This is a genomic window from Pseudoalteromonas xiamenensis (genome assembly GCF_030994125.1).
Classification (GTDB): Bacteria; Pseudomonadota; Gammaproteobacteria; order Enterobacterales; family Alteromonadaceae; genus Pseudoalteromonas; species Pseudoalteromonas xiamenensis_B.
On sequence record NZ_CP099918.1, the window covers coordinates 520866 to 545596 of the forward strand.

Below are 24731 nucleotides of genomic sequence, written 5' to 3' on the forward strand. Positions count from 1 at the left end.
TCCCGTTTCAATCCAGACTTGATTGTGGATATGCGACGCCCAAAAGAGGTGATAAGACCGGGAAAAAGGTGACAAAAAGGTGATTTTGAATGACAGAAAGGTGATTAGTCCTTTGATTTATATAAAAATACACCGTTAACTTAAAAAATCACGTTGAAAAGAGGCCTCTCTAATCGTACTGATTGCTTTATCTGATCATTCACTGTTCATGATCTTGGTTAGCTTCCTTGTAGGCGATATGACTCGACACACTTTCTACAGCTTATTTTGAGCGGCGACTAAATACGCACGAAATTCAAATAACCTCCGATTACTACGAACTACGTGTTAAATAATCGACACATAGTTGAATAAATTAAACGAGATCAACAGCTCACTTAGCACGTTCGTTCAGAAAACATAAAAAAAGAGCGGCTAGGCCGCTCTTTTGGGGATTCCATTTATGGAATGTCGTAATTATCGTTTTGTGCGTCTAAAGCCCAACAGGCCGAACAGACCAAACAACCACATGCCCAACGAACCTCCCGAGCGTTTGTCCGTCGGTTGAGGCTCAGGATCTGGCGTCACCACACTCGTTGACGTGGCTTTCACCGTCAGTGTCACTTCTTGCGTTACCGTATCAAAGCCGTCACTGACGCTCACCGCTAGTCGGACTTGTTCATCCGCATTCACCATTGGCGCACTTACGATTACCGTATCGCCACTTGCGTTGCTCAATGTGACTGCAACCCCATCCAGCTGGCGCCATTGGTACGTCAGCGCATGACCATCGGCATCCGTGGCACTCGCCGCAAGGCTCACCGTCTTGCCTGACTCCACACTGACGTTGCTCGTCACACTCACGCTTGGCAATTGGTTTACCAACAGCAGGTCAACCGTGACATCCTTCGCACTCTCGGCGATGCCATCACTGACTGTCACGCTGAACGTCAGTTGCGCGTTCGTCGTAATGTCTGGCGCCATAAAGCTCGCCACCGCCATGTTAGCTTGCTCGAGTTGCACCGGTGTGCCCGACGTTTGTTGCCACACATAGATTAGGCTGTCGCCATCCGCATCAGTACTGTTCGATGCATCGAGAACTACCTGCGTCTGCTCGTTCGCCGTGATGTTCGTGCTGACAACCGATACGTCTGGTGCGTTGTTTGCACGTTGAACCGCCATCATACCTGGGTCCGCAACCGCCCCGTTTACTTGTCCGTCGTTGTCATACTCACCGCCGTCCACTATCACCAACTGCATACAAGTGTCGCCTGCGTTAAGGCCCCTGCGGTAAGCACTGTTGCCTGCCGCCGGACAGTTGCCGTCTGCATCTCTCGGTGCTGACAGTAACTGATTTGCGCCATCGTCGATAAACTCAAACCAGCCGCGCGCCGGGCTGAACTTACGGTACGTCGCACCGCTCGGAATGCTCTGTCCTGCTGGCAATGGCATCACCACCGGTAAGCTACCGCCGGCTTGGAGGCCCGTTACTTGGAAGTCCACTAAGTAACCCACCCCCTGATGACCATTGTCTCGAGCACTTTCACCCAGTAATGTCACCAGTTCGTCTGGCGTTAAGCCCGCATCCGAAGAGGTTGCACCTTGTTGTTGAACCGTGTCACCTAGACGCATCGTCAGACCCGCAGGCACCTGTAGCGTATCGCCATTACTGGACAGAGGGAGACGTGCCGTGTCTGCATCCGCATCCAGATAGTCCGGGATACCATCGCCATCGCTGTCACCGAACCCTTCAACCGCATCGACAATGCCATCGCCGTCGCTGTCTGTCGTATCCGACAACACCGGCGCCGCTTCAAGCACACGGAAGCTTACGCTCGCCGTTGTACCCAGTGCTGGCGTGGTATTGGTTTCCGTCGCCGTTACGTCGATACGATAAAGACCTGCCGCCATGCTCGTTGGGTCCAGTGTCACGCTGGTGCCCGTACCAAGACTGCCCAGTACTGTACTGCTGTAGCTGATACTGTGGCTGTCGTTGGTGTTAACGTCGCTGACCGATGCATTGACGGTCACTGCACCACCCGCTGGGTCAATCTGCGATACTGACTTACCGCCCTGTGCTACGTTCAGTGTCAAGGTTGGTGCCTTGTTGCCCGTGACCACATTGATGTTTGCTGCCGTGTCGCCGCCAAGCGCCGCCACATCCGCTCCTGTCAAGCTCACGCCTATCACATCACCCGTTGTCAGTGTCGCTGGCACCGCAACCGTAATCGTCGCTTGCGTGCCGCTTTCAATCTTCACGCTCTCCGCCGTTGTCGCACCCTTAATGGTTACCGCGTAGTTCACCGTCACAGGGTAGCTCGGCGCCGCGCCGCTCAGCTGCACCGCAATGCTCGCTGTACTGCCACTTTCCGCTATCTGGTCAATCCCAACGCTCACCTGCGGCAGGATGTTAACCGTCATCGTCTTCTCGCTGCGGTTACCACTCGTATCCGTCGCACTTACCACCACGGCATGCGTGCCAGCGCGTAGTTGGCTACCCCCTTCAATAACCACCGTAACGTTACCGTCTACCAAGTCGGTCGCACTCAAGCTCAGGTCATTGCGGATGTCCGTCAAAACGCCACGGGCTTGGAGATTAAGGTCAACGGCCCCGACAATCACTGGTGCCGTGGTATCAATCACACGCACCAACTGTGTCGCGCTGGCGCTGTTACCAGCCGCGTCCACCGCAGTCCATGTCACCACGGTTTCACCCAGTGGATATGGTCCTTTATTATCCGCAACCAGCTCAAACTTTCCGCTGTTATCCGTAACGACTGGCGTCGCAAGTGAAACCGGCGTCAGCGCCGCCGTTGCTTCCACTTCCACCGCGGCAAGCGCACCACCAAACACAGGGGCTTCGCTGTCTACTGCCAACGTCACGGTCACTGTCGATGTCGCCGTGCCCGTATTGCCCGCGTTATCGCGTGCAGTAAAGGTCACCGTAGTCGCACCGATTGGGAACACCGCTGGCGCATCATGGCTCACCGTAAGCGCTCCGTCTACCGCATCTACCGCCGTTGCCGCCGCTAAGAAGGCGCTGATAGCCACATCCGATGCAGGTAAGCCGCTGCTCGTTTGTGCAACCACAGTCACACCTACTGGGGCATTAACCACTGGGGCCGTCGTGTCAGGCGGCGTGTTATCCACCACCGTCACGGTACGACTTGCAGTACCTTGGTTACCCGCCGCATCGCGCACGGAGTAATTCACGGTATAAACGCCCACCGTCGAACTGTTAACTGTTCCTGTCACCGTCACGTTTGCCGTCACATCACCATCCACGTTATCCACCGCATTGAAGCCTGGCTCAACGAAACGCTCGCCAAGAGGCAACTCTTGCGATGTACCATTGGTCAGGGTAATAACCGGTGCGCTGCGGTCAACAACTGTCACCGTTGCGCTGGCTGTTGCAACATTGCCTGCCGTGTCAGTCGCGCTAAAGGTCACGGTTGTCGTGCCAAGCGGGAACACCGCTGGTGCGTCATGAGTCACCACAAGTACACCATCAACCGCATCGTTCGCAGTGGCTCCTGCAAGGAAAGCCGCAATCGCGCTCTCCGTCACAGCCGTACCCGATGCATCCGTTGCCGCTACGTCAATATTGGCTGGCGCTGTGACCACCGGTGCTGCCGCATCCTGTACAGTGACACTGCGCGTCACAGTTGTAGTATTACCCGCAATATCCGATACACGATACGTCAGGGTATAAGCGCCTAATTTACTCGTGTCTACGCTGCCGCTGACCACCACTTTCGCGGTGACATCGCCGTCCACGTTATCTAGCGCATTGAAACCTGGCTCGACAAACGCGTCGCCAAGACCCACTCGCACAACCGCTCCACCTGTTAAGGTCAGCACCGGTTTGTCTTTATCCGACACCGTCACCGTGGCTTGGGCCGTACCAGTATTTCCACTCTTATCGAGTGCCGAGAACACAACCGTCGTCACACCCAGTGGGAATACCTGTGGTGCGTTATGGGTGACCAACACCGCGCCGTCAACCGCATCAAGGGCACTTGCACCCGTTAAGAAGGCTGCAATCGTTGCATCCGTGTCTGCCGTACCTTCTGCATCCGTCGCCGCCACCTCAATATTGGCCGGTGCCGTGACCACAGGCGCCGCCGCATCTTGTACCGTCACACTGCGTGTCGCCGACGTCTTATTACCTGCCGCATCACTGACCGTGTAGCTTAGGGTGTAAACCCCTTTGGTATTGGTATCCACCGTGCCGGTACGAACCACATTCGCGGTGATATCACCATCCACGTTATCCTGTGCCGTATAGCCCGGCTCCACAAACGCGTCGCCCACGCTCAGTACCAACGTATTGCCGCTACTCAGTAACAATTCAGGTTTGCTTTGATCTGCAACCGTCACGCTCGCTCGCGCCGTGCCTGTGTTGCCCGCACCATCGATAACACTGAAGTTAACCTGCGTGGTGCCAAGTGGGAACACCGCTGGCGCATCATGGCTTATCTGCGCCGTTAGATTACCGTCTACTGCATCCAGTGCCGTCGCACCAGCCAAGAAGGTTGCAATCGTTGCGTCATTGGCTGCCGTGCCTTTAGCATCCGTTGCGGCCACCACCAAATCACTGGGTGGCGTCACCACCGGTGCACTGGCATCCTGAATTGACACACTGCGCGTCGCTGTCGCGGTATTGCCCGCCGCGTCACTCACTGTATACGTCAAGGTGTACACGCCCACCGTCGCACTATCCACCGTACCACTGACAACCACTTTAGCGCTGATGTCACCATCGACATTATCCAATGCACTGGCACCGAGTTCACTGTATACATCACCAACTGGGAGCGTGATTGCGTTGCTGCCGTTTAAGCTCAGCACCGGCTTGGTTTGGTCAACAACGGTCAACACCGCCGTTTGACTTGCACGGTTACCGCTTGCATCCACCGCCTCAAAAGTGATGGTGTTAGCACCGAGTGGCAACACCGCTGGCGCGTTATGGGTTACCACAAGCGACCCATCTACCGCATCGTTGGCCGTAGCGCTGGCTAGGAAAGCCGCAATCGCGCTGTTCGTCACAGCCGTGCCCGACGCATCTGTCGCCGCCACTGTCATTGCCGCAGGGACCGTGATTACTGGCGCCGTTACATCCACTACCGACACGCTGCGTGTCGCCGTCGCCGTATTACCCGCAGCATCCGATACACTGTAGGTCAGCGTGTAGGTACCTACCTTACCTGTATTCACATTACCGCTGACAACCACCTTGGCGGTAATGTCACCATCAGCGTTATCAAGCGCCGTATAGCCCAGCTCGACGTATTGAGTACCAAAACTCAATGTCAGCTCGTTCGACCCTTGAAGGGTTAAGATAGGTAGGATGTTATCTTTTACATTAATGTTGAACGCGGTCAGGTTAGTGGTGACCGTGCCATCGCTCACACCTATTTGAATATTTGTAAAGCTGCCAGCGTCAGCATCACCCGGCGTGCCCGAGAGCGTGCCCGTCGCCGTATCAAAGCTTGCCCAAGAAGGTTTGTTCTGAATGCTAAACGTTAATTTGTCACCATCAATATCATTGGCCGTCGGAGTAAAGCTGTAGGCAGCCCCCTGGTTAATGGTTGTAGCAGGTGTTCCTGAAATCGTCGGCGCATCGTTGACGTTGATAACTGTCAACCCAAAGGCCGCTAAATCTACCGTAACAGTACCGTCGTTAACGGAAATTAGGATATTGCTATATGAGCCTACATTCGCGTTGCCCGGGATACCAGAAAGCTTGCCTGTAGCAGAGTCGAAGCTTGCCCAAGCCGGTTTATTCTGAATGCTAAACGTCAGGGTGTCACCGTCAATATCGCTCGCCGACGGCGTAAAACTGTATGCAACCCCTTGATCAACTGACGTTGCAGGCGATCCTGAAATCGTCGGCGCATCATTAACATTCACCACTGTAAGTGGGAAAGGTTCCAAATATGCGGTCACTTTGCCGTCGCTAACCGAAATGGCCACATCGTTGTACACGCCCACATCCGCGTTGCTCGGCGTGCCTGAAAGCGTGCCTGTTGAGGTATCGAAGCTTGCCCAGCTTGGCTTGTTCAAAATACTGAAAGTCAACGTATCGCCATCAATATCGTTCGCCGTTGGCGTAAAGCTGTAAGCAGCATCCTGTAACACGGAAATCGTAGCTTGACCTGAAATTGTAGGTGCGTCGTTCACGTTGACCACACTCACGCTAAATGCAGGCATATTAACGGTGTACTTGCCATCACTTATCGAAATCAAGATATTGCTGTAGCTACCAACGTCTGCGTTGCTCGGAGTACCGGACAAGGTTCCTGTGGAAGCGTCAAAACTGGCCCAGCTTGGCTTGTTCTGAATACTGTAAGTCAGCGTATCGCCATTAGCATCGGCTCCCGATGGCTGAAAGCTGTAAGCAGCATCTTGGTTCACGCTGGTTGCAGGCAATCCGTTGATCGTCGGGGCTTGGTTTTCTGTTAGGTGCACTAAGAGGCCCCTGTCGTTGGCGGTCATATAGTAGCCAGCAGCAACCAAGTCACCATTCGGTTTGAGGGCAATGGATTCAAAATCGACCCCCGAGCCGAAATCAAACACACGCGCACCTCCCGTCGCAAAGCTTTCGTCTGCCGTACCGTCAGCATTGAGTCGCTGCACGTACGAGAAATCGTAGTTATCCGTACTCACCCAACCGCCAAACAAAAAGCGTCCTAAACTGTCTTTGATCATATCCATGACATAGAGAGATTGGCCTGCACCAAATTTAAGCGGATTGCCCGCATTAAAAGTGGTATCAACCGCACCATTCGCATCGAGACGCACTAAATAATTAAGCGAACCGGTATTGTTGCTTCCCCCACTCACCGCCAACCACACGGTGTCACCTTCGAGCACAGCGGCTTCATGGCTGTTGGAGCCGTTTTTATACTCATTAGGTAAGGTGTAAACAGTTGTGCCGTTGGTACCATAGCTGGAGTCCAATGTACCATCGGCATTGACCCGCATCACCATGGACGGTCTGTTACCAGACACATATTGAGTACCAGCGACTAAAATACGACCCTGACTGTCTTCGCCAACAAACTTAGCGTGATCGTTGACGCCCACGCCTGTAGCGGCGAACAAACCACCATTGCCAAAGTTGGTGTCTGGGCTGCCATCCGCGTTAAGACGCATCAGCTTATACTGATCGCCGAGTACCAACATGCTACCATCCGCGTGCACCAGTAACCCTGCTGGTTTCAAACCGCTGACGGTCAACAGGCCACTAGTACCAAAACTCACGTCCGGTTGGCCACTCGCATTCAATTTACTAAGGAAAAACTGCCCGTTGTTCCATTCGGAAAGACCAAGCAACCAGATATTGCCAGCCGTATCAAATTTTAGGTCTATTGGCGTATCGTTGTTGCCAACATTCAGCTGATAACTACCGTTGCTACCAAAACTGGTATCCAGACTACCATCAACGTTATAGCGACGGAGGACAAGATCAACACCTGTAGTATTACTGCTATCCTGACCATAACCTGCCACCAAGGTGCGACCTTCGGCATCAACCCGAACAAAAGAATAGTATTCGCTGTTGTCAAACGGCACAGACAGCGTATCGGCACCTGCAATGACAACACCGTCTTTGGCAAATGGACTAGTAGCGCGGCCGTTGGCGTCAACCTTACTCCAACCGAGGTCATTACCCTCATTGCCCGATTGATGGGAGAAGATATCAAGATTACCATCAGTACCCTGCTGAATAAGCACCGGAAAGTTATTTGCGTCGCCAGGCTCTAGAAAATAACTGCCAATACCATTGACACCAAAGCTGGTATCTAGCGCGCCGGCATCATTTAAACCCACTACCGCGATATGAGATGAGCTGTTGCCTGTAAAGACTTTACCACCGAGCAAAATTCGGCCTTGGCTGGTGACGCTGATCTGAGTTGAAGTGTTCGTTCCACTATTACCTTTGCCACCCACATCCAAACTAAACCAGCCATTGTTGGCAAAACTGGTATCTAAGGTGCCATCGCTGTTGTAACGGTAAAGGTTAAACACTTGTGTAGTGTCCTGATCGCTCAATTTTTCGGTGGTCGTCACCAAAATCTTACCGTTACCATCGACAACTAAGTCATAAGCTTGGTTGGTTTGAGTTGTTGAACGGCTTACTTTCACCATACCATCGGTGCCGAAATTGGCGTCGTAGCTGCCATCTTCGTTAAAACGGAATAGGCTAGACTTGAAAGCGATGTGGCCAGCAGCAAGTAGAGCGCCATCGGCAGCAAATGCTAAAGCATGAATGCGATCATCGCTATCTGCACCTAAAAGCTGATAGCCGCTGCTGTTGAAACTGGTGTCGATGTTGCCGTTGGCATCAAACCGCGCAACAAACGCATCTCGCCCTGATTGAGTGACCCAACCGCCCAGATTAATACGCCCCTGAGCATCAGCAAGGATGCTGCTCGCTTCAGGCGCCTGACCGTTAATGGCGAAAATTGCTTCACCACCTACACCAAAACTGCTGTCTAAGGTGCCGTTTTCGAGCAAACGATAAAGGCGCATTTCCTTGTTACTACTGGTGCCTGCCACCAGAATACGGCCTTGCTTATCAGTGGTGATGACCAAACCAAACAAGCGATAATTGGCATCGCTGATTTGCACTTTGCCGCCATTACCAAAACTGGTATCTACGCTATTGTCACTCAAGCGGCGCGCGATATAGATGACGTCGTTTTGTTCTACACCCGGAGAGTTGCTCCCAACCATCAGCACTCGGCCTGTTGAATCAACAGCAACACGGTCCGAAACATCTGAACCACTGTCGAAATATCCGCTCCCTTGGTTAATCGGCACTATTTTAAAAGACGATTCACCGATGGTGCTGTCGAGTTGAATTGCAGCCATTGCTGCAGGACTTGCCAAAGCACTGAGCACCCCAGCTGCGACCAAACTGCGTATTGGGTGTTTTTTCTGTCTGTCCTTACTACCAACATCAGCAAAGCGATTGGCTGCGTCCGAGTATAAATTTTTCATTACGACTCCATAAATCAAAAAGTACGGTTAATTCGATTCTGATTGCCTTTACCCCGGTGAATCGTTCGAGGAATATCATGGCTCTGAATACAAAAACGGATTGCCCCGGCAAAACCCGCCAAAAAAAATAAATTTTTTCATCAAAGCGGCGAATTAAACCTAAGAAGGGTGCGGTGAGAACGCCGAGAGAAAAATTTCGGCCATAAAAAAGAGCGGCCTAAGCCGCTCTTTGAGTATTCCGATTAAGGAATGTCGTAATTAATTTTTGTTGCGTCGGCGTAGGCCCAACAGGCTGAGTAAGCCCAGTGCCCAAAGCGGCATCGAACCACCCGAACTCTTAGCTTCAGGTTGTGGCTGCGGTGTAACTACCGCTGGGGCTTTAACCGTCAGCACCACCTGACTGGTGACCGTATCAAAGCCGTCGCTGACGCTGACCTGCAGCGTAACCGTCTGATCTGTCGTGACCTCAGGTGCACTCACTATCACAGTATCGCCGTTTGCGTTGTCAAGCTGTACCGCCGTGCCATCAAGCTGCGTCCACTGGTACGTCAGGCCGTGGCCGTCCGCATCCGAGCCGCTCGCGGCTATGCGCACGCTCTTGCCAGAATCAACGCTCACACTCGCATCCACGCTCAAACTTGGCAGTTGGTTGACCAAGTTCAGAGCAACCGTCACCTCCTGAACGCTCTGGGCTATGCCGTCGCTTACCGTCACGCTAAACGTCAGCTGCTCATTCGTCTGAATGTCTGGCGCCATAAAACTTGCCACCGCACTGTCTGCGTTTTCAAGCGTGACCTCCGTGCCCGACGTCTGCTGCCAGCGATAGCTCAAGCTGTCGCCGTCCAAGTCCGTGCTGCTTGAGGCATCCAGCGTCACACGCGTTTGCTCATCCGCCGTCACGTCAGTATTTTGGACTGCTGCCACCGGCGCGTTGTTCACGCGCGCCACCGCCAGCATACCCGGGTCGGCAACCGAGCCGTTGACCTGACCATCGTTGTCGTACTCGCCGCCGTCCACTATCACCAACTGCATACAAGTGTCGCCTGCGTTAAGGCCCCTGCGGTAAGCACTGTTGCCTGCCGCCGGACAGTTGCCGTCTGCATCTCTCGGTGCTGACAGTAACTGATTTGCGCCATCGTCGATAAACTCAAACCAGCCGCGCGCCGGGCTGAACTTACGGTACGTCGCACCGCTCGGAATGCTCTGTCCTGCTGGCAATGGCATCACCACCGGTAAGCTACCGCCGGCTTGGAGGCCCGTTACTTGGAAGTCCACTAAGTAACCCACCCCCTGATGACCATTGTCTCGAGCACTTTCACCCAGTAATGTCACCAGTTCGTCTGGCGTTAAGCCCGCATCCGAAGAGGTTGCACCTTGTTGTTGAACCGTGTCACCTAGACGCATCGTCAGACCCGCAGGCACCTGTAGCGTATCGCCATTACTGGACAGAGGGAGACGTGCCGTGTCTGCATCCGCATCCAGATAGTCCGGGATACCATCGCCATCGCTGTCACCGAACCCTTCAACCGCATCGACAATGCCATCGCCGTCGCTGTCTGTCGTATCCGACAACACCGGCGCCGCTTCAAGCACACGGAAGCTTACGCTCGCCGTTGTACCCAGTGCTGGCGTGGTATTGGTTTCCGTCGCCGTTACGTCGATACGATAAAGACCTGCCGCCATGCTCGTTGGGTCCAGTGTCACGCTGGTGCCCGTACCAAGACTGCCCAGTACTGTACTGCTGTAGCTGATACTGTGGCTGTCGTTGGTGTTAACGTCGCTGACCGATGCATTGACGGTCACTGCACCACCCGCTGGGTCAATCTGCGATACTGACTTACCGCCCTGTGCTACGTTCAGTGTCAAGGTTGGTGCCTTGTTGCCCGTGACCACATTGATGTTTGCTGCCGTGTCGCCGCCAAGCGCCGCCACATCCGCTCCTGTCAAGCTCACGCCTATCACATCACCCGTTGTCAGTGTCGCTGGCACCGCAACCGTAATCGTCGCTTGCGTGCCGCTTTCAATCTTCACGCTCTCCGCCGTTGTCGCACCCTTAATGGTTACCGCGTAGTTCACCGTCACAGGGTAGCTCGGCGCCGCGCCGCTCAGCTGCACCGCAATGCTCGCTGTACTGCCACTTTCCGCTATCTGGTCAATCCCAACGCTCACCTGCGGCAGGATGTTAACCGTCATCGTCTTCTCGCTGCGGTTACCACTCGTATCCGTCGCACTTACCACCACGGCATGCGTGCCAGCGCGTAGTTGGCTACCCCCTTCAATAACCACCGTAACGTTACCGTCTACCAAGTCGGTCGCACTCAAGCTCAGGTCATTGCGGATGTCCGTCAAAACGCCACGGGCTTGGAGATTAAGGTCAACGGCCCCGACAATCACTGGTGCCGTGGTATCAATCACACGCACCAACTGTGTCGCGCTGGCGCTGTTACCAGCCGCGTCCACCGCAGTCCATGTCACCACGGTTTCACCCAGTGGATATGGTCCTTTATTATCCGCAACCAGCTCAAACTTTCCGCTGTTATCCGTAACGACTGGCGTCGCAAGTGAAACCGGCGTCAGCGCCGCCGTTGCTTCCACTTCCACCGCGGCAAGCGCACCACCAAACACAGGGGCTTCGCTGTCTACTGCCAACGTCACGGTCACTGTCGATGTCGCCGTGCCCGTATTGCCCGCGTTATCGCGTGCAGTAAAGGTCACCGTAGTCGCACCGATTGGGAACACCGCTGGCGCATCATGGCTCACCGTAAGCGCTCCGTCTACCGCATCTACCGCCGTTGCCGCCGCTAAGAAGGCGCTGATAGCCACATCCGATGCAGGTAAGCCGCTGCTCGTTTGTGCAACCACAGTCACACCTACTGGGGCATTAACCACTGGGGCCGTCGTGTCAGGCGGCGTGTTATCCACCACCGTCACGGTACGACTTGCAGTACCTTGGTTACCCGCCGCATCGCGCACGGAGTAATTCACGGTATAAACGCCCACCGTCGAACTGTTAACTGTTCCTGTCACCGTCACGTTTGCCGTCACATCACCATCCACGTTATCCACCGCATTGAAGCCTGGCTCAACGAAACGCTCGCCAAGAGGCAACTCTTGCGATGTACCATTGGTCAGGGTAATAACCGGTGCGCTGCGGTCAACAACTGTCACCGTTGCGCTGGCTGTTGCAACATTGCCTGCCGTGTCAGTCGCGCTAAAGGTCACGGTTGTCGTGCCAAGCGGGAACACCGCTGGTGCGTCATGAGTCACCACAAGTACACCATCAACCGCATCGTTCGCAGTGGCTCCTGCAAGGAAAGCCGCAATCGCGCTCTCCGTCACAGCCGTACCCGATGCATCCGTTGCCGCTACGTCAATATTGGCTGGCGCTGTGACCACCGGTGCTGCCGCATCCTGTACAGTGACACTGCGCGTCACAGTTGTAGTATTACCCGCAATATCCGATACACGATACGTCAGGGTATAAGCGCCTAATTTACTCGTGTCTACGCTGCCGCTGACCACCACTTTCGCGGTGACATCGCCGTCCACGTTATCTAGCGCATTGAAACCTGGCTCGACAAACGCGTCGCCAAGACCCACTCGCACAACCGCTCCACCTGTTAAGGTCAGCACCGGTTTGTCTTTATCCGACACCGTCACCGTGGCTTGGGCCGTACCAGTATTTCCACTCTTATCGAGTGCCGAGAACACAACCGTCGTCACACCCAGTGGGAATACCTGTGGTGCGTTATGGGTGACCAACACCGCGCCGTCAACCGCATCAAGGGCACTTGCACCCGTTAAGAAGGCTGCAATCGTTGCATCCGTGTCTGCCGTACCTTCTGCATCCGTCGCCGCCACCTCAATATTGGCCGGTGCCGTGACCACAGGCGCCGCCGCATCTTGTACCGTCACACTGCGTGTCGCCGACGTCTTATTACCTGCCGCATCACTGACCGTGTAGCTTAGGGTGTAAACCCCTTTGGTATTGGTATCCACCGTGCCGGTACGAACCACATTCGCGGTGATATCACCATCCACGTTATCCTGTGCCGTATAGCCCGGCTCCACAAACGCGTCGCCCACGCTCAGTACCAACGTATTGCCGCTACTCAGTAACAATTCAGGTTTGCTTTGATCTGCAACCGTCACGCTCGCTCGCGCCGTGCCTGTGTTGCCCGCACCATCGATAACACTGAAGTTAACCTGCGTGGTGCCAAGTGGGAACACCGCTGGCGCATCATGGCTTATCTGCGCCGTTAGATTACCGTCTACTGCATCCAGTGCCGTCGCACCAGCCAAGAAGGTTGCAATCGTTGCGTCATTGGCTGCCGTGCCTTTAGCATCCGTTGCGGCCACCACCAAATCACTGGGTGGCGTCACCACCGGTGCACTGGCATCCTGAATTGACACACTGCGCGTCGCTGTCGCGGTATTGCCCGCCGCGTCACTCACTGTATACGTCAAGGTGTACACGCCCACCGTCGCACTATCCACCGTACCACTGACAACCACTTTAGCGCTGATGTCACCATCGACATTATCCAATGCACTGGCACCGAGTTCACTGTATACATCACCAACTGGGAGCGTGATTGCGTTGCTGCCGTTTAAGCTCAGCACCGGCTTGGTTTGGTCAACAACAGTCAATACCGCCGTTTGACTTGCACGGTTACCGCTTGCATCCACCGCCTCAAAAGTGATGGTGTTAGCACCGAGTGGCAACACCAATGGCGCGTTATGGGTTACCACAAGCGACCCATCTACCGCATCATTAGCCGTAGCGCTGGCAAGGAAAGCCGCAATCGCGCTGTTCGTCACAACCGTGCCCGACGCATCTGTTGCTGCCACTGTTATTGCCGCAGGAACGGTGATCACCGGTGGCATCTCGTCCACCACAGACACGCTACGCGTCGCGGTTGTGGTATTGCCAGCCACATCCGATACGCTGTACGTTAAGATGTACGCACCGAGGGTCGCCGTATCAATGTTGCCGCTAACACTGACCTTGGTGGTCACATCACCATCCACATTATCCTGTGCGCTGAAACCCGGCTCAACAAACGTCTCACCCAGACTGACGCGCATGACAGGTTCGCCCGTTAAAGTGATAACGGGTTTACTTTGATCTGACACCGTCACCGTGGCCTGTGCTGTACCGGTATTACCACTTTTATCTATTGCCGAGAACACAACCGTGGTAACACCCAGAGGGAATACCCGTGGTGCGTTATGCGTGACCAACACCACCCCGTCAACCCCATCAAGGGCACTTGCGCCCGTTAGGAAGGCTGTAATCGTCGCATCCGTGTCTGCCGTACCTTCTGCGTCCGTCGCCGCCACCTCAATATTGGCCGGCGCTGTGACCACCGGCGCTGCCGCATCTTGTACCGTGACACTGCGTGTCGCAGAGGTCTTATTACCTGCCGCATCGCTAACCGTGTAGCTTAGGGTGTAAACCCCTTTGGCGTTCACATCCACCGTCCCCGTGCGCACTACGTTGGCGGTGATATCACCATCGACGTTATCCTGTGCCGTATAACCCGGCTCAACAAACGCCTCGCCCACACTCAGTACCAGCGTATTACCGCTACTGAGTACCAACTCAGGTTTGTTTTGATCTGCAACCGTCACGCTCGCTCGCGCCGTGCCCGTGTTGCCCGCACCATCGGTGACACTGAAGTTAACCTGCGTGGTGCCCAGTGGGAACACCGCTGGCGCATCATGGCTTATCTGCGCCGTTAGATTACCGTCTACTGCATCCAGTGCCGTCGCACCAGCCAAGAACGTTGCAATCATTGCATCACTCGCTGCCGTGCCTGTGCCATCCGTTGCGGCCACCACCAAGTCACTCGGTGGCGTCACCACCGGTGCACTGGCATCCTGAATTGACACACTGCGCGTTGCCGTGGCGCTATTGCCCGCCGCATCACTCACTGTATACGTCAAGGTGTACACGCCCACGGTCGCACTATCTACCGTACCGCTCACCACCACTTTAGCGCTGATGTCACCATCGACATTGTCCAACGCACTGGCACCGAGTTCACTGTATACGTCGCCAACTGGGAGCGTTATCGCGTTGCTGCCATTCAAGCTCAGCATGGGTTTGGTTTGGTCAACAACCGTCAACACCGCCGTTTGACTTGCACGGTTACCGCTTGCATCCACCGCCTCAAAGGTGATGGTGTTAGCACCGAGCGGCAACACCGCTGGCGCATCATGGGTTACCACAAGCGACCCATCTACCGCATCGTTGGCTGTCGCCGCATTGAGGAAAATAACCACATCACTCGCCGTTTTAGCGGTGCCGTCGCCATTCACTGCCGCAACGGTCATATCGCCGGACACGCTCAACACAGGAGCGGTAATATCAGACACATTAAAGCTGCGTGTCACTTCTTGTGCTGGTTCATAGTCGGCGTTGCCAGCCTGAGTAGCCGTGATACTACAAGTACCGACACCAACTAGTGTCACACTACCACCACTCAGGCTACACACTGTCGGCGTGCTTGATGCAAAATGCACAATAAGACCTGCATCGCTGCTCGCCGTTAGAGTAAAACCGCCGTCGGCGAAGTGGCGTTCGGCAAGCGCACTGAAGCTTATCAATTGTGTACGTTTGTGCACGCTAAAGCTTTGCATCACATCATTCGCCGCCAGATAATTGCCATTACCTGCCTGACTTGCCGTGATAGCACAACTACCCGCACTGACTAAATTGACCGAGTTACCAGACACAGTACATACTGTTGGTGTCGTCGACGCAAACGCGACGGCAAGGGCTGAATCCGATGTCGCGCTTAAAGTAAAGGGTCCCTCACCCAGCGTTTTGTCGGCAACTGCTGCGAAATTGATAATTTGCGTCGCCTTAGCGATATTAAAGCTCTGTACCACATCGCTTGCTGCAAGATAATTAGCGTCCCCTGCCTGACTGGCGGTAATCGAACAATTACCCACAGTCAGTAGCGATACAGTACTGCCAGATAAAACACATACCGTTGGTGTGGTCGAAGCAAAGCTCACAGTTAGGTTTGAACTCGATGTTGCACTTAATGCAAAAGCAGCATCACCAAACGTCTTATCCGTCAAAGGCGCAAAGCTAATTTGTTGATCGCGTTTTTCTACCGTAAAAGCACTGGAGATCCGCGTCACGGTCTGGTTACCAGCAAGATCCCGCGCCGAATTGGCAGCAACCTCAATTGCCAAACTGCCGCTCCCGCTGAGCTCACTGAGCGTTATGATACGGAGGTTACCACTGCCGCCGATACTGATATTAGCGCTGGCATCGCCACTATTTATCAGTCTAATATCTGCAACCGAAAGACTAATTACATCTGCACCTGAATAGCTAAGGGTAAAAGAAACCGGGCCACTTTGACTCGATGCCAGACTTGGCGCGCTAATGCTGAGTTCTGGCGCGATGGTATCCTGCACCTGAACCGTACGCACTTGCTGCACGGCCTGATTACCAGCAGCATCCATAACATCATAATAGACGCTGTAATTACCGACCAGATTGGAGTCTACCGCACGACTGTCAATACGTACTGCGGCACTGAGATCGCCGTCCACGTTGTCGCTGGCGCTGGCACCCTGCTCCACATAAGCGTTGCCGCGTTCAATCAGTTGCGGATTAGCGCCTCGCAGGCTAATGACTGGTGCTGTGGTTTCCTTTAATACGCGCACTACACGGAACTGAGTTTGGGCGGCGTTACCTGACGTATCACTGATGTTATAACTGACCTGATAATCGCCTGAAACTGTATTGCGAATAGCACTACTGTCGATGATCACTAACGCAGAAATATCACCGTCGTAATCGTCGATGGCTGTGACGCCAGGCTCGACAAAATTTTCCCCGTAAGCCAACAGCAGCGGATTGGCGCCGCTAAGGCTCACGACAGGTGGCGTAACATCATTGTCCTGACAACCGTCGCCGTTGCGATCTAATACGAAACCAACCAGCGGACAGGCATCATTGCTGTCTGCTACGCCGTCATTATCATCATCACTATCAGCGTTATTGCCGATGCCGTCTTTGTCGGTATCCACAGATTCTGAAGCATCTAACGGGAAAGCATCGACCGCATCCAGCACACCGTCGTTGTCATCGTCATTATCATGCTCGTCGCACCAACGATCAGCGTCTGTATTGATGTTATTGAGCGCATAATCAAGTGGACAAACATCAATGTCATCGTTGATAGCGTCGTTATCATCGTCAAGATCTATGTTGTCAGTTAGCCAATCGCCATCCGTGTCCGCATTTTCAAAACGGACTTCGGCGAGTCCAACATAAATGCCGCCGTAATTACTTTTGATAGCAAATTTTGCCAGTCGTACATTATCGAGTGTTTGTCCAAACGGAACGTATTGTGACGGTCTAGGGCTACCGTCTTCTTTAGCCAAAGTAAAACTACCGATGCTGGTGAAATGCGCATTCATCGGATCGCTATCAGCACTGACAAGCAGTTCAAATTCGCGAACAGCGTACTCCTTTTCACCAGCGTATGTACTGTTTATCTGCCATACGTAGGCACCGCTGATATTTTTCGCTTCACCAAGATCAAATATGATCACCTGTGCGCCAATATTCGTACCATAAGGTCCCTTCAAGGCGCCGAGTTCCGAGCCGGAATTCCAACTCCAACTGGTGGTAGGCACATGTGTCCCGTAGCGTGTGAATTCGGCTTTACCTAAACCTAAGCCATTGATCATAGGTGCTGGACCAATAGTGGCCATGTGAGAGGTGACATAAACCAAAGTTGGCTTCAATGCGCGATCAACCGGGGTTACATTACTATCCAACGGATCGGTTGATTCGAGGATTTCAGTAGCATCACTCACCCCATCATTGTCATCATCAAGGTCAATGTAGTTACACGTACCATCGCTATCGGTATCAATTGGGAAGTCACTGCTGTCGAATTGATTGTGGTTACACGCTAATTCAGCAGCATCGCTAAAGCCATCGTTATCATCATCACTATCATTTAGGTCGGAGATAAAATCGTGATCGTTGTCCGCTGGTATACTTACGCTGCTCAGTGGATCAGTACCGTTACTAATTTCATCACTGTCGCTATAGCCATCGTTATCATCATCGAGGTCGATATTGTTGCACGTACCGTCGTTATCGCTGTCTATGGGAAAATCGCTGCTGGATAGTGGGTCACGCTGACATGCAATTTCCGCAGTATCAGTAAATCCATCGTTGTCATCATCGCTATCATTTAAGTCAGAAATGAAATCATGGTCGTTGTCCGCGGGCGTGCTGGCGCTGTTTAATGGGTCAGTACCGTTACTTACTTCATCGATATCACTATAACCGTCATTGTCGTCGTCATTGTCAGCATTATTACCTAAGCCATCAAGGTCGGTATCTAAGCTTTCAGAAGCGTCAAGTGGGAAGACATCATTGACATCAGGCACACCGTCGTTATCGTCGTCTGTGTCAACATTATTACCTATGCCATCTTTATCCGTATCCACACTTTCAGATGCATCCAATGGAAAGGCATCATCGACATCGCTCACGCCGTCGTTGTCGTCGTCAGTGTCAGCGTTATTACCTATACCATCCTTGTCTGTATCTACACTTTCAGACGCGTCTAATGGAAAAGCATCATCAACATCATTCACACCGTCGTTGTCATCATCACTGTCGGCATTGTTGCCAATACCGTCATGGTCGGTATCCACAGTTTCCGAAGCATTGCGAGGCAACGCATCGTCAACATCCGCTACACCGTCATTGTCGTCATCCAAATCTTCGGTATCGTCATTACAACCATCGCCGTCGTAATCGCTGCTTGCAATGCCAACAGTGCCAGTACGACAAGCGTCGAGTGCGTCGGCAACGCCATCGTTATCATCATCCGTGTCGACATCGTTGGTCTGGCCATCGTTGTCGGTGTCGGCGTGCTGCAGCTTGATGCGGCCAAGGGTCACATAGTAATGCTGATTGCCGTTCATCTGGCTCTGAATCTGGATCTTCACCAAACGGACATTTTCTGCGGCAAAATCGAACAGAGCCGGGGCTTGATTGGTCCACAGGTCCACGGCTATTACAGGCATACTGTAACGGCCGACTTCTCTGAAGTTGGCCGTCAGCGGATCGCTGTCGGAGGAGACATAAAGAATGAAGTCCTTCACTGCATTGTATGAGCTGGCAATATTGTTCGGGTCCCAGATAAAGGCCTTGGACAAGTCGTAAGTGCCGCCCAAATCCACCACGATTTTCTGAGTCGAGACATGGGGTATGCTGCTCGGGTAACTCAAGGGCCCGCCAAGACCGCCGTCTGTGCTGCCGGTCTGCCAGAAGGCTTTGCCCGATTGCAGCATATAGGCGCTGCTGCCGCCCGGTGCGGTGACCAGCCCGATGTTGGAGAGCAAGTTGTCTTTCACTGTATCAGTCGAGTCAGTACGGTGAGACGAAGTCCACACGGCCGTTGGCGTCAGCACCCGCACATAGGGCGTGCTATTAACATTCAAGGGATCAGAACCTGCAGTTGCCTCAATTGCGTCGCTAAAGCTGTCGTTGTCGTCGTCGTCATCTTCGGTCACAGAGTCGCAACCATCACCGTCGATATCGTTATTGGCTGGGCCTCTACCGGTACCAACCGTGCCCATCGGGCAGCGATCAACGCCGTTTGCGATACCATCATTGTCGGTATCTGTGTCGTTCATGTCAGAAATACGGTCGCCGTCATGATCGGGCGGTGTGCTGGCTGCGTCTAATGGGTCCGAGCCATTGGCGATTTCATCTGTGTCCGTGTAGCCATCGTTGTCGTCGTCAAGGTCTTCGTCGGCATCGTCGCAGCCGTCGTGGTCGCGGTCGCTACTAAGATGGTGATCAGCGGTTAAACAGCGATCCCACAGCACATCAGCAAAACCGTCGTTATCATCATCCCAATCCTCCGTTGGGTCATCACAGCCATCGCCGTCAAAGTCACGGTTGGCAGGGCTGCTGCCTCTGCCAACTGTGCCCATCGGGCAATAGTCTGCAGCATCGAGCACGCCATCATTGTCATCATCAGGATCGCTGCTGTTGATGATCAAATCACCATCCCAGTCATTGGGAATACTAGCCGCATTCATTGGGTCTGAACCTTCAGCCAATTCGACCGCGTCCGAATAACCATCGTTGTCGTCATCCGGGTCATTGAGGTCAGAAATATGGTCACCGTCGTTGTCGGCTGGGACGCTCACGGCATTAAAAGGGTCGGTGCCGTTGGCCTTTTCATCAACATCAGTAAAGCCGTCATTATCGTCATCAGGATCATTAAGATCAGAGATAAAGTCGTGGTCATTGTCATTGGCAGGTACGCTGGCCGCATTCAAAGGGTCAGTACCGTTGGCCTTCTCGTCTATGTCACTGTAACCGTCATTATCATCATCGAGATCTCTATGGTCGGGCAACGAGTCACCATCATTGTTAGTACCAATAAGGCGGATTTCAGCAAAACCGACGACGGATTCGGTCCCCCAGTTGCTGTTAATCTTTACTTTTACTAGCCGCACGCTGTCAGCAGAAAAACTCAATTCCTGAGCGTTGGCGCGGGCGTTCCATTGGCCGCTGTTCTGCTTAACAGTGAACGCGCCCAAATCAGTGTAATTAGCCGTTTTCGGGTTGCTGTCAGCAGACACCAAAATATTAATACTTTTGATTCCGCGCGTCACAAAGGTATTGCTATAACCGACAAAGTTCCAAATATAGGCGCCGCGAATATCCATCCGCTCGCCCAAATCCACCACTATGGCCTGCTGATCGACTGGTGGGTAAGCGCCAACAGGGCCGCCTAATCCGCCATCGCCCCAGCCTACAGACCAGACGTTGATGTCTCCAGGTTCATGAGTTTGGCGTTTGGTTAGCGGCTCGGATGCCGAATTGAGGCCGATACCACTGATCAACGAATACGGACGACCACGGAATTCTCCGCCGCCGCCAGTATAAAAAGAAGTGGTCCATACGTTCACCGGCTTAATTGCCAGATCCAGCGGGAAATTGTTAGGGTCGTTAGGATCCGTGCCGTTGGCCTGTTCATAACTGTCGTCAAAACCATCACCGTCGGTGTCTGCAGCCAGCACCGAACCGTTAAATAGGGACAAAATCATGACCAACAGGCCAGCTACAGCTTTTTTGCCGAAGCCAGCTCCGTTCGCAGCAAAGAAATTCAAACGCACCAACGCCTCCAAAGTAAATTAATTCAAACGACCGGCACAGATTCATGGCATCTGGCGAAGGCCGTACCGCACCTAAAAAATTCGGGCCAATGAAGATAACTACGGATCCCCCGCCTAAAACCCGCCAAAAGATTTATATTTTTCTCCAGCGTTCAATATGGAATTAAAATAGGAACAATAAAAAGAGCGGCGGGAGTGAAGTCATTACTTGTGACTGCGGAGGTAGTAAAACAAAAAAGTACGCAGTGAAGATGCTAGATGCAGAGCTCAAAGAAGAAACTACTTACCACACAAACAGTCGTTCAGGGGCGGTCGCTGGCTTTCCCGCCCGCACTATGACAAACTTCTTGAAACTACAGGCCCGATACGATTTATATGTCCCCGTTTTGTACCAAGCTGTTCTTTTGTTTATTGTTGGTATTTTGCTCCGCCGCTCAGGCGAAGAATGATTATCACCCGAGCCTGTTCGCCCCCACTATTTTTACCGCTGACGCCCATACGGAGCTGGCCAACAAAGAAATATTAAAACTGGCCCAAGACGACCAAGGCTTTATCTGGGTCGGCACCCAGCGCGGCCTGTTCCGCTACGACGGCTATGAAAACCGCAGAATGACATCCGAAGGTATGCCATTCGACGTGACCAATATCTACGTGCGCTCCTTGCTGGCCGACGGGGATGATTTATGGATAGGCACCATGGCAAGCGGCCTGTTTCGGCTCGATCTACGCAGCTATCAATTCAGTCACTTCCAACGGGAAAAAGACAACCCTGCCTCCCTTGGCGGCAACCAGGTCAACGGCCTACAGAAGGATTCACAGGGCAATCTCTGGATTGCTCACAGTTTCGGCCTAGACAAGTTCGATGTCTCAACACTGACATTTAACCATCATCTCTCCGCCGACAACCCCGAGGACCGCTACTTTAATTACCTGCTTGATCTGGAAACCGACACGGACGGTTCGCTGTGGCTTGCAACAGCCAAGGGGCTGGCAAAGCTTAATCCAAAGGAGCTGCACTTTTCATTGCTGCAAACGGGCGATTTTGAAAGCCTGCTCAAAGGCGTGGTGATCAGGCGCTTCTATACCGCCAAAGACGGCCGAGTATGGCTTGCCACGCAAAAGCAGGGCACCTATGTCATCAGCGGTGACCGCCAATCAGTACTCAAACTGGAGACACCGCCCTCCCGTCAGGCCGCAGCCAATACGGCCATTGCCGAAACCGATAACGGCGAGATATGGCTTTCAGGCACTTTGGGCATTGAAATTCGCGACGCCGCTAGCGGCCGACTGAAAAAAACATTGCGGGGGAACCTGCTCGACAAATACGGCCTGCGGGGCGATTTGGTCTACCCCTTGCTGACATCACGCTCGGGTCTGGTGTGGCTCGGCGTCACCAATGTCGGCCTACAGTATTACAACCCGCAGTCGGATAAATTCCGTCATTTCGACAAGTACGCGCCCCAGTTAAAAACCACTTTCGACTCCTATCTGGCTAACGTGTTAAAGGTGAGCGAGTCGGAACTACTCGTTTTGAATCAGCACGCACCAACCCGGCTTGACCTAACGACTGGCTACGCCGACCCCCTGCTTAAGGAACAGGCCGATAGAAACACCCAGTTTTTCAGTGCTGTAAAGCAATCAGAGGACGTCTATTGGCTTGGCGGCGGCAACGGCAATGTCTTCCGTTTCAATATCACCAGCCAAACGTTAAACGAATTCAAGCTGCCGCTGGCGAAAAACGACGGGGTGTTTGTCAGGCACCTCGCGCTTAGCCACAATGATGAACTTTGGATCGGTTCGGACAGAGGTCTGGCCAAGCTGAACGTGCACACGCTAGCGTTTTCCAAACCTGCCAATATCGACGGTACGCCCTTTATCAATTATGTACGGGAACTGATGGTCGACACGCAAAATCGCGTTTGGGTCGGCACCACCAGCGGCTTTGGAGTGATAGATAAAAATAGGAACGAAGTGCGTTTATACAGTAAAGAGAGCGGCACCGAAGGCACCCTGAGGCACAACACCATAGTGCAATTTCTGCAAAATCGCCGCGGTGAAATCCTGATTTACAATAAATCCGGCATCGATCGTCTGGTAGAGCATGAAAATGACATCATGCGCCTAGTTCCCTTTGCTGATCAGGCAACAGCAGATATGGACAACGAGGACGTGCTGTTTCAACTGGCAAACGGCGAGTATCGGCTCGGCGCCCGCTTCTTGCTCAATGAAAACGGCAAGCCAATTCATAAGTTTGGCGAAGCGGACGGGGTGCGAGAAAGCGGCCACGGCAGAAGCATTATCCCCATTAACGACGACCTGTTGCATACATCGATTAACGGCCTAGTGTTAATGACACAAGACGCTGGGGAGCCATGGCACTACGAGCCCCCATTGGCCATCACCGAACTCAACGTAGGAAATCAGCCCCTAACCTTCGACTATATGCAACCAAATATTCGAGTTGCCGCATCGGCGAACCAATTTTCGCTGCGTTTCGCGGCGCTGGACTATTCCGCCCCCAAGGCAAACCGCTACCGCTATAAACTGCTAGGCTACGACACCGATTGGATAGACACCCCGGCCGATGTGCGACAGGCTAAATACACCTCGTTGCCGCCGGGAGAATACAGTCTGCTTATCGAAGGCAGCAATCGCAACGGCAACTGGAACAATGCCCCCCTGACCCTAACGGTATCAGTCGAGGCCAAGTTTTTCGAAACCGGGTGGTTCAAGGCACTTGTGTTGCTGCTCGGTGCGGTCGTTATCGCCGCCCTGTTCCGCTGGCGTCTAGCGCTTGCCAAAACCAAACAGCGTGAGGCCTATGAAAAGCGTGAAGCGATCCGCAGGGCAGAGATGATGACGGAGCTGATGGATCAAAAAAATAAAATGCTGGCGGAGGTAACCCATGATCTGCGCACCCCGCTGGCCATGGTGAACATGCAGCTTGAGGCCCTGCAAGATGGGGTGCTGCAAGCGGATGAAAAATCCTACGACACGATGCAAAAGCGCATTGCCGGGCTGAACCAGCTGGTCGGCGATATCTACCAATTATCGCTGATGGAGTCGAGCGCCCTTATTTTAAATAAACAATCGGTGAATTTAAGCGAACTACTGGCCTCGGCGGTGGATTCTTTTCTGCCTATGATGCAGCAAAAAAATATCCGCCTCGAACTGTGCAATGACACCTCCGGCGAACTTAAACTCATGCTTGATGAGAGCAGGTTTAACCAAGTGCTCAACAACCTGATGAAAAACAGCTACCGCTACACCGACGAACAGGGTCACGTTCGTGTTACCCTTACGCAGGGCGACGGCAGGGCCGTGGTATGCTTTGAAGACAGCCACCCCGCCATCAGCGAAACGGAGCTTGAACGGGTGTTCGAGCGCCTGTATCGCGCACAATCCACCCGCGATAAAAGCAAGTCGGGCTCCGGGCTCGGACTTTGGATCTGCCGCTCCATCGTCGAAGCCCACGGCGGGGAAATTACGGCGTCGGCTTCCCCTTTGGGTGGTTTAAGCATTACAATTAAACTTCCGCTGTAGATACCGAATGC

The 24731-nt window shown here is 53.3% G+C and carries 3 protein-coding genes; 1 reads left to right on the forward strand and 2 read right to left on the reverse strand.

Annotation, left to right across the window (positions count from 1 at the left end; genetic code table 11):
- Positions 1-456: 456 nt before the first annotated feature.
- Both NI389_RS19425 and NI389_RS19430 read right to left on the reverse strand, forming a co-directional pair.
- Positions 457-8988 carry a beta strand repeat-containing protein gene (locus NI389_RS19425; RefSeq protein ID WP_308363149.1) on the reverse strand — a complete coding sequence of 2844 codons (8532 nt, stop codon included), beginning with the start codon at positions 8986-8988 and terminating at the stop codon, positions 457-459.
- Positions 8989-9246: 258 nt separating this feature from the next.
- Entirely contained in the window at positions 9247-21177 is an 11931-nt protein-coding gene (locus NI389_RS19430) for an immunoglobulin-like domain-containing protein (protein WP_308363150.1), read from the reverse strand.
- Positions 21178-21552: 375 nt separating this feature from the next.
- Here NI389_RS19430 and NI389_RS19435 point away from each other — a divergent pair, with 375 nt between their 5' ends.
- Entirely contained in the window at positions 21553-24720 is a 3168-nt protein-coding gene (locus NI389_RS19435; protein WP_308363151.1) for an ATP-binding protein, read from the forward strand.
- Positions 24721-24731: the final 11 nt, after the last annotated feature.